We start from the raw sequence: 15051 nt of genomic DNA on the forward strand, positions 1-15051 counted from the left end.
ATCGTGGTCGGGTATATCGTACCCGCCATCATTCACCCGATTCCTCATGGGGGTTACCGTGTTTCTCGCACAAGAAATTATTCGTAAAAAACGTGATGGTCATGCATTAAGCGACGAAGAGATCCGCTTCTTTATCAACGGCATTCGAGATAACACCATCTCAGAAGGGCAGATTGCTGCCCTGGCGATGACCATCTTCTTCCACGATATGTCGATGCCTGAGCGTGTCTCGTTGACCATGGCGATGCGAGATTCAGGAACCGTACTGGACTGGAAGAGCCTCAACCTCAACGGTCCGATTGTCGACAAACACTCCACCGGCGGCGTAGGCGATGTAACGTCTCTGATGCTCGGCCCCATGGTGGCGGCCTGCGGCGGTTATATCCCGATGATCTCCGGGCGCGGCCTGGGACACACCGGCGGTACGCTCGACAAACTGGAAGCCATTCCGGGCTTCGATATCTTCCCGGATGACAACCGCTTCCGCGAAATTATTAAAGACGTTGGCGTGGCGATCATCGGCCAGACCAGCTCGCTTGCCCCGGCAGACAAGCGCTTCTACGCAACCCGCGATATCACCGCAACCGTTGATTCTATCCCGCTGATCACCGCCTCTATTCTGGCGAAGAAACTGGCAGAAGGGCTGGACGCGCTGGTAATGGACGTAAAAGTGGGTAGCGGCGCGTTTATGCCAACCTATGAACTCTCTGCTCAGCTTGCTGAAGCGATCGTTGGCGTCGCCAACGGCGCAGGCGTGCGCACCACCGCATTGCTGACGGACATGAATCAGGTGCTGGCCTCCAGCGCCGGTAACGCCGTCGAAGTGCGCGAAGCCGTTCAATTCCTGACAGGCGTTTACCGCAACCCACGGCTGTTCGACGTGACCATGGCGCTGTGCGTCGAGATGCTGATTTCAGGCAAACTGGCGAAAGACGACGCTGAAGCGCGCGCGAAACTGCAGGCGGTGCTGGATAACGGCAAAGCGGCAGAGATCTTTGGCCGCATGGTGGCGGCGCAAAAAGGCCCGACCGACTTCGTGGAAAACTACGCGAAATACCTGCCGACCGCGACGCTCAGCAAAGCCGTTTATGCCGATAGCGAAGGTTTCGTCTCTGCTATGGACACCCGTGCACTGGGTATGGCGGTGGTCTCGATGGGCGGCGGCCGTCGTCAGGCATCGGACACCATTGATTACAGCGTTGGCTTTACCGATATGGCCCGTCTGGGCGACAGCGTTGACGGAGAACGTCCGCTGGCGGTGATCCACGCCAAAGACGAAGCCAGCTGGCAGGAGGCGGCGAAGGCGGTGAAAGCGGCTATTACGCTTGCGGATAAAGCACCAGAAAGCTCGCCTTCGGTCTATCGTCGTATCACCGAATAGCGGTATACTGATCTGATCAATCATTTTTAGCACTACGTACGGAGAACAATTATGAAACGTGCATTTATTATGGTGCTGGACTCATTCGGCATCGGCGCAACCGAAGATGCAGAACGTTTTGGTGACGTGGGTTCCGATACCATGGGTCACATCGCGGAAGCCTGTGCGAAAGGCGAAGCGGACAACGGTCGTAAAGGCCCTCTGACTCTGCCCAATCTGACCCGCCTCGGTCTGGTGAAAGCGCATGAAGGTTCTACCGGTAAAATCGCTGCCGGTATGGACGGCAACGCGGAAGTGGTGGGCGCTTACGCCTGGGCGCATGAGCTCTCTTCCGGTAAAGACACCCCATCTGGACACTGGGAAATCGCCGGTGTGCCGGTTCTGTTTGACTGGGGCTACTTCTCCGATCATGAGAACAGCTTCCCGCAGGAGCTGCTCGATAAGCTGGTGAAACGCGCCAATCTGCCGGGCTACCTCGGTAACTGTCACTCTTCCGGTACCGTGATTCTGGATCAGCTCGGCGAAGAGCACATGAAAACCGGTAAGCCGATTTTCTACACCTCTGCTGACTCTGTATTCCAGATTGCCTGCCACGAAGAGACGTTTGGCCTGGATAAACTGTACGAGCTGTGCGAAATCGCCCGTGAAGAGCTGACCGAAGGCGGCTACAACATTGGTCGTGTTATCGCGCGTCCGTTTATCGGCGACAAAGCGGGTAACTTCCAGCGTACCGGTAACCGTCACGACCTGGCCGTTGAGCCACCGGCACCTACCGTGCTGCAGAAACTGGTTGATGAGAAAGGCGGTCACGTGGTTTCCGTGGGTAAAATCGCCGATATCTACGCCAACTGCGGTATCACCAAAAAGGTGAAAGCCACCGGCCTGGATGCGCTGTTTGACGCGACCGTCAAAGAGATGAAAGAAGCGGGTGATAACACCATCGTCTTCACCAACTTCGTCGACTTCGACTCCTCCTGGGGCCACCGTCGCGACGTGGCGGGTTATGCGGCCGGTCTGGAGCTGTTCGACCGTCGTCTGCCAGAACTGATGGAGCTGGTGGGTGAAGATGACATTCTGATCCTGACCGCTGACCACGGCTGTGACCCAACCTGGACCGGTACTGACCACACCCGTGAGCACATTCCGGTGCTGGTGTACGGCCCGAAAGTGAAACCGGGCTCGCTGGGTCACCGTGAAACCTTCGCGGACATCGGCCAGACGATTGCGAAATATTTTGGAACGTCTGACATGGAATATGGCAAGGCGATGTTCTGAGTTATGTTGGGTGCGGCCTGATGCCCTCACCCCAACCCTCTCCCACGGGGAGAGGGCGAATTTACAATGAAAAGGAACTGAAGATGGCAACTCCTCACATTAACGCAGAAATGGGTGATTTCGCTGACGTCGTATTGATGCCGGGCGACCCGCTGCGCGCGAAACACATTGCAGAAACTTTCCTGGAAGACGTGCGTGAAGTGAACAACGTTCGCGGCATGCTGGGCTTCACCGGAACGTACAAAGGCCGCAAAATCTCCGTGATGGGCCACGGTATGGGTATCCCATCCTGCTCCATCTACACCAAAGAGCTGATCACCGATTTCGGCGTGAAGAAAATCATCCGTGTTGGCTCCTGCGGCGCGGTGCGCATGGACGTTAAACTGCGTGATGTGGTGATTGGTATGGGTGCCTGCACCGATTCCAAAGTCAACCGTATGCGTTTCAAAGATCACGACTTCGCGGCGATTGCTGATTTCGGCATGGTGCGTAACGCGGTTGACGCGGCTAAAGCGCTGGGCGTTGATGCTCGCGTGGGTAACCTGTTCTCTGCGGATCTGTTCTATGCGCCGGACGGCGGCGAGATGTTCGACGTGATGGAAAAATACGGCATCCTGGGCGTGGAAATGGAAGCGGCGGGCATCTACGGCGTCGCGGCTGAGTTCGGTGCGAAAGCGCTGACCATCTGCACCGTCTCTGACCACATCCGTACCCACGAGCAGACCACGGCTGCTGAGCGTCAGACCACCTTCAACGACATGATCAAAATCGCGCTGGAATCCGTTCTGCTGGGCGATAAAGAGTAATTCTGTCTCTTCCAACCCTCTCCCTGTGGGAGAGGGTTGGGGTGAGAGCACCAGGTCGCACCTAGCGCACGGCCCGTGCAATCCACGCTGACAACTCCCTCAGCTCATTTTCCTGCCCCGGGAAATCCCCGATCAACGCATCGCATTCCTGCTGCAGCATATCCGCCCGATACAAACAGCCCTGCAAACGAGCCGCCAGCGCCTCTAACGGCGCCGGGTTAAGGCTGTCCGTAAACACCTGCGTGCGGGTGATATGACCTTTCTCTACGTCAAAGTGCAGCTCCACGCCGCCCCAGGTAAAGCGTTCGTCCAGCAGATGCGAAAAGGCAGGCGCCTGGCCAAAGTTCCACTCCCAGCTGCTCTGACGGGCAAAGGTTTCGGCGAAATTGGGCAGATCCGGGGTTTTATCCGGGGAGATCACCTCTGCCTCTACGCGCTCACCGTAATGGGCAAAGAAGGCTTCCTGGATCGCCTCGCAGATTTGCGCGTGAGTGATGTCCGGCAGAAGCTCAACCAGGTTGGCCACGCGCCCCCGCACGGAAGTGATCCCTTTGGCCTGCAGTTTTTTCTTGTCGGGATTCAGGTAGTTCGCCAGACGGCTGAGATCGGCGTTAAGAAGAAGGGTGCCGTGGTGGAAGCCGCGATCCAGTGTTTCGCGATAGGCTGAGCCTGACACTTTGCGATCTCCATCGGGCGTTTTGACCACCAGGTCGTTACGCCCGGAGGCTTCTGCCGTCACGCCGAGCGAATTGAGCGCGTTAAGAACAATGGACGTTGAGATGGTCTTGTCGTATTCCGGCTTACCCGCCATAAAGGTAAAGCAGGTATTGCCCAGATCGTGGAATACCGCACCACCGCCGCTGCTGCGGCGTGCCAGACGGACGTTGTCCTCTTCCATACGCCGGGTGTTACACTCTTTCCACGGATTCTGCGCGCGGCCAATGACCACCGTGTCGGCATTGCGCCAGAGAAACAGCACGCGTTGGGTGGCCGGCATCTGGCGGAAGATGCACTCTTCCACCGCAAGATTAAACCACGGATCGTAAGAGTCAGAGAGCAGCAGGCGTAACGTCGTCATGGCAGAGTTCCTTTTCCGAATCATCAGCCTACTTTATCACTAATCTTTCTTTTCGCTCTCTTCGTCTTCAGGAACAGATTTGCTGGCGGTCAGCAGGAAGGGCGACTGCTGCCAGCGGGTGCGCTTGCCCTGCAGCAAGGTGCGGGCCAGTACCACGCCAATGGCGAGGGAGAGCAGGAGCATCAGACGGAGTATATTGGTGGTGTTATCCACCTGTTTGGCTTCCGTGGGCAGGGTATGGGTGTCGAGCGTCAGGCGCAGATACCCCAGCGGACCATTTTTGCCCTGAATAGGTTCGACGATCTGCTGGTTAAAGTAGCCCCCGGCTTTTTTACCGTCCAGCGCCAGCCTGTCGCGTACGTCGACATGCTCGCCCGCGCGGGCAATCAGATCGCCTTTTTCATCGTAGACACCGGCATCCAGGATACGGCTGTTCTCGGTTAACTGACGCAAAACCTGGCTGATGCGTTTGTCATCCGGCGTTTCGGTACGCATAGCGGGCGCGACGTTAAGCGTAACCTGACGCGCCAGCGTGCGGGCCAGCTCCTCAAACTGCGGATTCCGTTGCCGTTGATGATTCTGGCTAAACCACGACGCCCCTTGCATCAGCACCACTAACAGGGCGAGACAGAAAAGGACGATCACGGCACGATGAAGCCGGAATTTCAGTTTTGCGCGAGCCATATTCCACCTGCTGAAAATTTACGGCTTAATGTTGCCAGAAGTGATGGTTACAGGGTAGCCTCATGCGTTATTTTCCCTCTGGAACCTTCCGGCGCGAACGAAATTACAGGAGCTTCAATGCCGAACATTACCTGGTGCGACCTGCCAACGGATGTCTCTTTATGGCCAGGATTGCCGCTCTCTTTAAGTGGCGATGAGGTGATGCCTCTGGATTACCACGCTGGCCGTAGCGGCTGGCTGCTGTACGGACGCGGCCTGGATAAGCAACGCCTTACCCAATATCAAACTAAACTGGGTGCGGCGATGGTGATTGTCGCCGCCTGGTGTGTGGAAGATTATCAGGTCATTCGCCTGGCCGGTTCCCTGACGCAGCGCGCGACGCGTCTGGCGCACGACGCCGGGCTGGACGTTGCCCCGCTGGGTAAAATCCCCCATCTGAAAACGCCGGGTCTGCTGGTGATGGATATGGACTCTACCGCCATCCAGATTGAGTGTATCGATGAGATTGCCAAACTGGCGGGCAGCGGCGAGCTGGTGGCGGAAGTGACCGAGCGCGCGATGCGCGGCGAGCTGGATTTTACTGCCAGCCTGAGACAGCGCGTGGCGACCCTCAAAGGGGCCGATGCCAATATCCTGCGTCAGGTGCGCGATGAACTGCCGCTGATGCCCGGGCTGACGCAACTGGTGCTGAAGCTCCAGTCGCTGGGCTGGAAAGTGGCGATCGCTTCCGGTGGCTTTACCTTCTTCGCGGATTACCTGCGGGAAAAACTGCATCTGACCACCGTGGTCGCCAACGAGCTGGAGATCATGGACGGTAAGCTGACCGGGCAGTTGCTCGGCGATATCGTGGATGCGCAGTATAAAGCCAATACGCTGAGCCGACTGGCCGAGAAATATGAAATTCCGGTTGCCCAGACCGTTGCCATTGGCGATGGCGCAAACGATCTGCCCATGATCAAAGTTGCCGGTCTTGGCATTGCTTACCATGCCAAGCCAAAAGTGAATGAAAAGACGGAAGTGACAATCCGTCACGCTGACCTGATGGGGGTGTTCTGCATCCTCTCCGGCAGCCTGAATCAGAAATAACGGTATGCGATTGTAGGCCGGGTAAGCGTTAGCGCCACCCGGCGCGCAGGCCGCACTGAAATAACGAGGTAAACCGTGGCTAAAGCCCCAAAACGCGCATTTGTCTGTAATGAATGTGGTGCGGATTATCCGCGCTGGCAGGGGCAATGCAGCGCCTGTCATGCCTGGAACACCATCACCGAAGTGCGTGGTGTGGCGGCTTCGCCGAGTGTGGCCCGCAATGAACGCCTGAGCGGCTATGCGGGTAATGCCGGTGTGGCAAAAGTCCAAAAACTGTCAGAAATCAGTCTGGAAGCGTTGCCGCGCTTCTCCACCGGCTTCAAAGAGTTTGACCGCGTGCTTGGCGGCGGCGTGGTGCCGGGCAGTGCGATCCTGATCGGCGGTAACCCGGGAGCGGGTAAATCGACCCTGCTGCTGCAAACGCTCTGCAAGCTCGCCGAGCAGATGAAAACCCTGTACGTCACCGGCGAAGAGTCCCTGCAGCAGGTGGCGATGCGAGCACACCGTCTGGGGTTACCTACCGGCAATCTGAATATGCTGTCGGAAACCAGCATTGAGCAGATCTGCATGATTGCCGAAGAAGAGCAGCCGAAGCTGATGGTGATTGACTCCATCCAGGTGATGCACATGGCGGATATTCAGTCCTCGCCGGGCAGCGTGGCGCAGGTGCGTGAGACCGCCGCGTATCTGACGCGTTTTGCCAAAACCCGCGGCGTGGCGATTGTGATGGTCGGCCACGTTACAAAAGATGGTTCCCTGGCGGGGCCAAAAGTGCTTGAGCACTGTATCGACTGCTCCGTGATGCTGGACGGCGACGCAGACTCCCGCTTCCGTACCCTGCGCAGCCACAAAAACCGCTTTGGTGCGGTGAATGAACTGGGCGTATTTGCCATGACCGAGCAGGGGCTGCGCGAAGTCAGCAACCCGTCGGCCATCTTCCTGAGCCGGGGAGATGAAGTCACCTCCGGCAGTTCGGTGATGGTGCTGTGGGAGGGGACGCGCCCGCTGCTTGTTGAAATTCAGGCGCTGGTGGATCACTCGATGATGGGTAACCCGCGGCGCGTGGCGGTCGGTCTGGAACAGAACCGTCTGGCGATCCTGCTGGCGGTGCTACACCGTCATGGTGGCCTGCAAATGGCCGATCAGGATGTCTTCGTCAACGTGGTCGGGGGCGTGAAAGTTTCAGAGACCAGTGCCGATCTGGCGCTGCTGCTGGCGATGGTCTCCAGTCTGCGCGACAGACCGCTGCCGCAGGATTTGGTGGTCTTCGGCGAAGTGGGGCTGGCCGGGGAGATCCGCCCGGTGCCCAGCGGCCAGGAGCGCATCTCCGAGGCGGCGAAACATGGCTTCCGCCGGGCGATTGTGCCGGCGGCCAACGTGCCGAAGAAGATCCCCGAAGGGATGCAGGTCTTTGGCGTTAAAAAACTCGCAGATGCGTTAAATGTCTTTGACGACTTATAATTACGTATTCGATTTTGCAGGAGGCACCGTAATTTATGTCATCATTTGACTACATCAAGACCGCAATCCGTCAGAAAGGCTGCACGCTACAGCAGGTGGCTGACGCCAGCGGCATGACGAAAGGCTATCTTAGCCAGTTGCTGAACGCCAAAATCAAAAGCCCCAGCGCGCAAAAGCTGGAAGCGTTACATCGCTTTCTGGGGCTTGAATTCCCGCGTATGCAAAAGAACATCGGCGTGGTGTTTGGTAAGTTTTACCCGCTGCATACCGGCCATATCTACCTGATCCAGCGCGCCTGTAGCCAGGTCGACGAGCTGCACATCATCATGGGTTACGATGAAACCCGTGACCGTCAGCTGTTTGAAGACAGCGCCATGTCGCAGCAGCCGACGGTGCCGGATCGCCTGCGCTGGCTGCTTCAGACCTTCAAATATCAGAAAAACATTCGCATTCATGCCTTTAACGAAGAGGGCATGGAGCCGTATCCACACGGCTGGGACGTGTGGAGCAACGGCATTAAAGCGTTTATGGAAGAGAAGGGCATTGCGCCCAACTGGATCTACACCTCTGAAGAGTCCGACGCACCGCAGTTCCGCGAGCATCTGGGCATTGAAACGGTGCTGATCGATCCTAAGCGTACATTCATGAACATCAGCGGGGCGCAGATCCGCGAAAACCCGTTCCGCTACTGGGATTACATCCCGACCGAAGTGAAGCCGTTCTTTGTGCGCACAGTTGCGATTCTGGGCGGTGAATCCAGCGGGAAATCGACGCTGGTTAACAAGCTGGCAAATATCTTCAATACCACCAGCGCGTGGGAATACGGACGTGATTATGTCTTTTCCCATCTGGGGGGAGACGAGATGGCGCTGCAGTATTCTGATTACGATAAAATCGCGCTAGGCCATGCTCAGTATATTGATTTCGCGGTGAAATACGCCAACAAAGTGGCCTTCATCGACACCGATTTTGTCACCACACAAGCCTTCTGTAAGAAGTATGAAGGACGCGAGCACCCGTTCGTACAGGCGCTGATCGATGAATATCGCTTCGACCTGGTGATCCTGCTGGAAAACAACACGCCGTGGGTCGCCGACGGGATGCGCAGCCTCGGTAGCTCAGTGGACAGAAAAGAGTTCCAGACGATGCTGGTGGAGATGCTTCACGAGAACAACGTGGAGTTTGTCCACGTTGAAGCGTCTGATTACGACACCCGTTTCCTGCGCTGCGTCGAGCTGGTGAAGGAGATGATGGGGGAGCAGGGGTAAATTCACAGGTTTGCCCCTCACCCTAACCCTCTCCCCCGTGGGGAGAGGGCAGGGTGAGGGGGAATTATCCACTCAGAACGCAACCACCACCTTCCCGCGCATATGCCCGTCCAGCACTTTGCGGTGCGCCTCGGTAATGCTTTCCACGCTCAGCCCGTGCAGCGTTTCGCTGAGCGAGCTCTCCACTACGCCGTTATCTACCAGCTTCGCCACCTCGTTTAAGATCTCACCCTGACGCGCCATATCGGCAGTCTGGTACATGCTGCGGGTATACATGAATTCCCAGTGCAGGGCGGCGGATTTGGATTTCAGCTTGTCCTGGTTCAGCGGGTGCGCATTTTCGACGATGGAGCAGATGTGTCCCTGCGGCGCAATCAGTTCGCTGACCGCATCCCAGTGGCCATCGGTATCATTGAGGATGAAAATATAATCCACAAAGGTAATGCCCTGTTTGGCCAGTTCACCTTGCAGATCGCGATAATTCACCACCAGATCCGCGCCGCGATCGCGACACCATTGGGCTGAGTCTTCCCGCGACGCGGTGGCGATGACCCTGACCTTGCTGTTGTGCTTCGCAAACGGGATAGCAAGGGAGCCTACGCCGCCGGCACCGCCGATGATCAGCAGCGTTTTGTCCGACCCGGCATCCTGAATATTCAGGCGTTCAAACAGCCCTTCCCAGGCGGTGAGCGCGGTCAGCGGCAATGCGGCAGCGGCATCCCAGCCAAGGCTTGTCGGTTTGTGTCCGACAATACGCGCATCAATCAGCTGGTGCGTGGCATTACTGCCCGGACGGGTAATATCACCCGCGTACCACACTTCGTCGCCCGGTTTGAAGCCGGTGACGCTTCTCCCCACCGCTTTGATGACACCGCTGGCATCCCAGCCGAGAATGCGTGCCGCCTGCAGGCCGTTTTTAACAAGACTCGCATGCACTTTGGTATCGACCGGGTTGATGGAAACGGCTTTTACTTCCACCAGCAGATCGTGTTCACCGGGCTGTGGCATCGGTTGGGTGATCTCAATAAAAGCTGCGGGATTTTCAGGATTAACGGCAATGGCTTTAACAGACATGATCAACTCCTCAATGGAATGCGTTTTGTTGAGGCTAGTCTATTAAGTGGCCATGCGCATGATAAGATGGACAATCAAGAACGGAGTGTTCGTATAGGGTGAACAATCATGTTTAAACAGCTTCAGGATATGGCGCTGTTTGCGCTGGTGGCGGAGATGGGGAGTTTTACCGCCGCAGCGCAGAAAGCAGACCTGCCGAAATCCAGCGTTAGCCAGCGGATTAGCCAGCTTGAGCAGCAGGTGGGGATCCGCCTGCTGAACCGCACCACGCGCAGGCTGAATCTGACCTTTGCGGGGGAGCACTATCTGGTGCATTGTCGCGAGATGCTGGCGGCCAGCGAAAGGGCGGAGTATGCCATTCAGCGGCTGCGTGAAAACCCCAGCGGGCGGCTTCGTATCACCTGCCCGGCGGGCATTGGCGCGACGTTACTGGCACACCTGAATGCCGAGTTTCAGCTCCGCTATCCTGACGTTTCGCTGGATGTCTCTATTTCTGACGATGTGCTCGATCTGGTGGAGTCTGGTTTTGACGTGGCGCTGCGTACCGGTAAACCGCAGGACTCCTCGCTGATTGGCCGCATGATTGGCCACTGCCCACGCTATATGCTGGCCTCACCGGAATACCTGGCACGCCGGGAGCCGCTGCACCATCCCCGCCAGCTCGTGGATCACCGCTGTATTACCCACAAGGCCTGGTCTGAATGGCTCCTGCAAAGCGAGAGTGAGGATTACCGTTATCTGCCGGACAATGCGCATATGACAGATAATCTGGTGTATGCCCGTAAGTGCGCGGTAGCTGGTGCGGGGATCACACTCTTACCCGCTTTTTTGCTGGAAGATAAAATTGAAAAAGGGGCGCTTGTGCAGGTGCTACCGGAGTGGAACGTCGAAGGAAACGATCTCTGGCTGGCCTATCCGAGCCGTAAGCTCAATTCGCCTGCGCTGATGAGCTATATCGACTTTGCGATGCAGTGTGATGAGGTGAAGCGGTTTTACGTGGGGGAGTGATTATGTGTGGCCTGATGCCCTCACCCTGACCCTCTCTCACGGGAGAGGGAACAAAGATAAAAAACGGCAACCGAAGTTGCCGTTTTACTTTTATTTCGCAATACGCTTGTACTTAATACGCTTCGGCTCCAGCGCGTCTGCGCCCAGCGTGCGTTTCTTGTACTCTTCGTATTCGGTGAAGTTACCTTCGAAGAACTCCACTTTCCCTTCATCCTGGTAGTCCAGAATGTGGGTGGCGATACGGTCAAGGAACCAACGGTCGTGCGAGATAACCATGGCACAGCCCGGGAACTCCAGCAGGGCGTTTTCCAGCGCGCGCAGGGTTTCGATGTCGAGGTCGTTGGTTGGTTCATCGAGCAGCAGTACGTTACCGCCAACCTGCAGCAGCTTCGCCAGATGCAGACGACCACGCTCACCACCGGACAACTCGCCGACGCGTTTACCCTGATCGGTACCTTTGAAGTTAAAGCGGCCAACGTAGGCACGGCTTGGCATCTCGGTGTTGCCGATACGCATGATATCCAGACCGCCGGAGACTTCTTCCCACACGGTTTTGCTGTTATCCATTGCGTCACGGAACTGGTCAACGGACGCCAGTTTCACCGTTTCACCCAGGGTGATAGAGCCGCTGTCAGGCTGCTCCTGACCGGACATCATACGGAACAGGGTGGATTTACCCGCGCCGTTCGGACCGATGATACCGACGATGGCACCCTTCGGTACGGAGAAGGAGAGATCGTCGATCAGCACGCGGTCACCGTAAGATTTACGCAGGTTGCTGACTTCGACCACTTTATCCCCCAGACGCGCGCCAGGTGGAATAAACAGTTCGTTGGTTTCGTTACGTTTCTGGTATTCGGTGTTGTTCAGCTCTTCGAAGCGTGCCAGACGGGCTTTGCCCTTAGACTGACGGCCCTTCGTGCCCTGACGTACCCACTCCAGCTCTTTCTCAATAGACTTACGGCGTGCTGCTTCAGCTGACGCTTCCTGCGCCAGACGCTGATCTTTCTGCTCCAGCCAGGAAGAGTAGTTGCCTTCCCATGGGATACCCTCGCCGCGGTCCAGCTCCAGGATCCAGCCCGCCACGTTGTCGAGGAAGTAACGGTCGTGGGTGATCGCCACCACGGTGCCTTCGAAGTCGTGCAGGAAGCGTTCCAGCCACGCCACGGATTCCGCATCCAGGTGGTTAGTGGGTTCGTCGAGCAGCAGCATGTCTGGTTTTTCCAGCAGCAGACGGCACAGCGCCACGCGGCGACGCTCACCACCGGAGAGGTTGGCAATTTTCGCATCCCAGTCTGGCAGACGCAGGGCGTCAGCGGCGCGCTCCAGCTGCACGTTCAGGTTGTGACCGTCGTGCGCCTGGATAATCTCTTCAAATTTGCCTTGCTGAGCGGCCAGTTTATCGAAGTCCGCATCTGGCTCGGCGTATTTGGCATACACTTCATCCAGACCTTTCAGCGCGTTAACCACTTCGGATACCGCTTCTTCAACCGATTCACGAACGGTGTGTTCAGGGTTCAGCTGAGGTTCCTGCGGCAGGTAGCCAATTTTGATGCCAGGCTGCGGACGGGCTTCACCTTCGATGTCTGTATCGATGCCGGCCATGATGCGCAGCAGGGTGGACTTACCGGCACCGTTGAGGCCCAGAACACCGATTTTTGCGCCCGGGAAGAAGCTCAGCGAGATATTTTTAAGAATATGACGTTTCGGCGGTACCACTTTGCCGACACGATGCATGGTATAAACGAATTGAGCCACGTTGGACTTCGCCTCTTTTATCGTGATGAAAAGGAATTTCAGCCTCGAAGTGTAGCCTTTTTCCCGCCCTAATCCCAGCCAGGAACGTCGGGAGTGTTAAAACGCGCAGGAAAGGTAAAAAAGTGTCCGTAACGTGGCGCGTTCCGGGATGCCTGGTTAGCATAAGTTAATTAGACTTTGACGTGGCAAGACGCTGCAATTGACGAAAAAACAATGAGGAAGAGCTTGTGGAAAAAGCCAAACGGGTGGTCTGGCGTCTGCTGGCGGCCAGCGTATGCGTAATGGCGGTAAGCCAGGCGGTGCATGCCGATTCACTGGATGAACAACGTAACCGCTACGCCCAGATTAAACAGGCGTGGGACAACAAACAGATGGATACTATGCAGGCGTTGATGCCGACGCTGAAAGACTATCCTCTCTATCCCTATCTGGAGTATCGCCAGATTACTGACGATCTCATGAATCAACCCACGGTCACCGTGAATAACTTCATTCAGGCGAACCCGACCCTGCCGCCCGCCCGGAACCTGCAGTCTCGTTTTGTAAACGAGCTGGCGCGTCGTGAAGACTGGCGCGGACTGCTGGCGTTCAGCCCGGAAAAACCGAACACCACGGAAGCCCAGTGTAACTATTACTATGCAAAATGGGCCACCGGTCAGCAGGAGGAAGCCTGGGCCGGGGCAAAAGAGCTGTGGCTGACCGGGAAAAGCCAGCCTAACGCCTGTGATTCGCTCTTTGGTGCCTGGCGTGCTTCCGGTAAACAGGATCCGCTGGCTTACCTTGAACGTATCCGTCTGGCGATGAAAGCCGGAAACACGCGTCTGGTGATGGCTCTGGCGGGTCAAATGCCGTCGGATTACCAGACCATTTCCACGGCCGTGATGTCGCTGGCAAATGACCCCAACAGCGTTCTGACCTTTGCCCGCAGCACGGGAGCGACCGATTTTACCCGACAGATGGCGGCGGTGGCCTTTGCCAGCGTGGCGCGTGACGATGTCGAAAACGCGCGGCTGATGATCCCGCAGCTGGTGCAGGCACAGCAGCTCAATGAAGAGCAAACCCAGGAACTGCGCGACATCGTGGCGTGGAGACTGATGGGCTCGGACGTAACCGACGAACAGGCCCGCTGGCGGGACGATGCCATTATGCGCTCCAACTCCACGTCGCTGGTGGAACGTCGCGTGCGCATGGCGCTGGGGACGGGCGATCGTAAAGGCCTCAATACCTGGCTTGCGCGTCTGCCGATGGAAGCCAAAGAGAAAGACGAATGGCGCTACTGGCAGGCGGATCTGCTGATGGAGCGGGGACGCGATGACGAAGCCAAAGAGATCCTCCACGCGCTGATGCAGCAGCGAGGCTTCTACCCAATGGTGGCCGCGCAGCGTCTGGGTGAGGAGTACACCTTCCGCATTGATAAAGCGCCGGGTAACGCCAGCCCGGCGTTGACCCAGGGGCCGGAAATGGCGCGCGTGCGCGAGCTGATGTACTGGAATATGGACAACACCGCCCGTAGCGAGTGGGCGAATCTGGTCACCAGCCGCACAACGAATGAGAAAGCCCAGCTTGCCCGTTACGCCTTTGATAACCACTGGTGGGATCTGAGCGTTCAGGCGACGATCGCTGGCAAGCTGTGGGATCATCTCGAAGAACGTTTCCCGCTGGCCTACAAAGATCTGTTCGATCGCTACACCAGCGGTAAAGATATTCCGCAAAGCTATGCCATGGCGATTGCCCGTCAGGAGAGCGCCTGGAACCCGAAAGTCCGTTCCCCGGTAGGGGCCAGCGGCCTGATGCAGATTATGCCGGGCACGGCGACGCATACGGTGAAGATGTTTAATATCCCGGGATACAGCAGTCCATCACAGCTGCTGGATCCGGATACCAACATCAACATTGGTACCAGCTATCTGCAGTACGTCTATCAGCAGTTTGGTAACAACCGCATTTTCGCCTCTGCGGCGTATAACGCGGGCCCAGGGCGTGTGCGTACCTGGCTGGGTAACAGCGCCGGACGCATCGACGCCGTGGCGTTTGTCGAGAGCATTCCGTTCTCAGAAACGCGCGGCTACGTGAAGAACGTGTTGGCGTATGATGCCTATTACCGTTACTTCATGGGGCAAAAAGATACCCTGATGAGCGATGCGGAGTGGCAGAGACGTTACTGATTGGGAT

Annotated in this window: 12 protein-coding genes; 8 read left to right on the top strand and 4 right to left on the bottom strand. The window is 57.0% G+C overall.

Going from position 1 to position 15051, the window contains the following annotated elements:
* Window positions 1–58: 58 nt before the first annotated feature.
* The 3 genes from deoA (at window position 59) to deoD (ending at window position 3462) form a co-directional block, all read left to right on the top strand.
* Window positions 59–1381 carry a thymidine phosphorylase gene (deoA, locus tag ACQG2G_RS03120; RefSeq protein ID WP_032618491.1) on the top strand — a complete coding sequence of 441 codons (1323 nt, stop codon included), beginning with the start codon at window positions 59–61 and terminating at the stop codon, window positions 1379–1381.
* A 51-nt stretch (window positions 1382–1432) separates the two neighbouring features.
* Complete coding sequence (gene deoB, locus ACQG2G_RS03125; protein WP_013095491.1) at window positions 1433–2656, top strand: phosphopentomutase; 1224 nt, start codon at window positions 1433–1435, stop codon at window positions 2654–2656.
* An 83-nt stretch (window positions 2657–2739) separates the two neighbouring features.
* Window positions 2740–3462, top strand: a complete 723-nt coding sequence (deoD, locus tag ACQG2G_RS03130) for a purine-nucleoside phosphorylase (protein ID WP_013095492.1) — start codon at window positions 2740–2742, stop codon at window positions 3460–3462.
* 61 nt (window positions 3463–3523) lie between these two features.
* Here deoD and lplA read toward each other — a convergent pair whose 3' ends face one another.
* Both lplA and ACQG2G_RS03140 read right to left on the bottom strand, forming a co-directional pair.
* The gene (gene lplA / locus ACQG2G_RS03135; RefSeq protein ID WP_057071048.1) at window positions 3524–4540 is read right to left on the bottom strand and encodes a lipoate--protein ligase LplA; all 1017 of its coding nucleotides are present in this window, start codon (window positions 4538–4540) and stop codon (window positions 3524–3526) included.
* 39 nt (window positions 4541–4579) lie between these two features.
* Entirely contained in the window at window positions 4580–5224 is a 645-nt protein-coding gene (locus ACQG2G_RS03140; protein WP_013095494.1) for a YtjB family periplasmic protein, read from the bottom strand.
* A gap of 117 nt (window positions 5225–5341) precedes the next feature.
* Between ACQG2G_RS03140 and serB the strand changes: the two genes are divergently transcribed.
* The 3 genes from serB (at window position 5342) to nadR (ending at window position 9039) form a co-directional block, all read left to right on the top strand.
* Complete coding sequence (gene serB, locus ACQG2G_RS03145) at window positions 5342–6310, top strand: phosphoserine phosphatase (RefSeq protein WP_061772808.1); 969 nt, start codon at window positions 5342–5344, stop codon at window positions 6308–6310.
* A gap of 75 nt (window positions 6311–6385) precedes the next feature.
* Complete coding sequence (radA, locus tag ACQG2G_RS03150) at window positions 6386–7771, top strand: DNA repair protein RadA (protein ID WP_013095496.1); 1386 nt, start codon at window positions 6386–6388, stop codon at window positions 7769–7771.
* A gap of 35 nt (window positions 7772–7806) precedes the next feature.
* Window positions 7807–9039, top strand: coding sequence for a multifunctional transcriptional regulator/nicotinamide-nucleotide adenylyltransferase/ribosylnicotinamide kinase NadR (nadR, locus tag ACQG2G_RS03155; RefSeq protein WP_014830583.1), 1233 nt, complete (start codon window positions 7807–7809; stop codon window positions 9037–9039).
* Window positions 9040–9111: 72 nt separating this feature from the next.
* On the opposite strand, the gene ACQG2G_RS03160 is transcribed toward nadR, so the two are convergent.
* Window positions 9112–10113, bottom strand: coding sequence for a zinc-binding alcohol dehydrogenase family protein (locus ACQG2G_RS03160; protein ID WP_061772809.1), 1002 nt, complete (start codon window positions 10111–10113; stop codon window positions 9112–9114).
* 108 nt (window positions 10114–10221) lie between these two features.
* Here ACQG2G_RS03160 and ACQG2G_RS03165 point away from each other — a divergent pair, with 108 nt between their 5' ends.
* On the top strand, window positions 10222–11121 hold the full coding sequence (locus ACQG2G_RS03165; RefSeq protein ID WP_061772810.1) for a LysR family transcriptional regulator: 900 nt from the start codon (window positions 10222–10224) through the stop codon (window positions 11119–11121).
* A gap of 90 nt (window positions 11122–11211) precedes the next feature.
* On the opposite strand, the gene ettA is transcribed toward ACQG2G_RS03165, so the two are convergent.
* Window positions 11212–12879, bottom strand: a complete 1668-nt coding sequence (ettA, locus tag ACQG2G_RS03170) for an energy-dependent translational throttle protein EttA (protein WP_013095500.1) — start codon at window positions 12877–12879, stop codon at window positions 11212–11214.
* Window positions 12880–13106: 227 nt separating this feature from the next.
* On the opposite strand from ettA, the gene sltY reads away from it, so the two are divergent.
* Window positions 13107–15044, top strand: a complete 1938-nt coding sequence (sltY, locus tag ACQG2G_RS03175; protein ID WP_248766769.1) for a murein transglycosylase — start codon at window positions 13107–13109, stop codon at window positions 15042–15044.
* Window positions 15045–15051: the final 7 nt, after the last annotated feature.

Origin of the sequence: Enterobacter cloacae complex sp. 382A5 (genome assembly GCF_050031095.1) — a bacterium.
GTDB classification, from domain to species: domain Bacteria; phylum Pseudomonadota; class Gammaproteobacteria; order Enterobacterales; family Enterobacteriaceae; genus Enterobacter; species Enterobacter cloacae.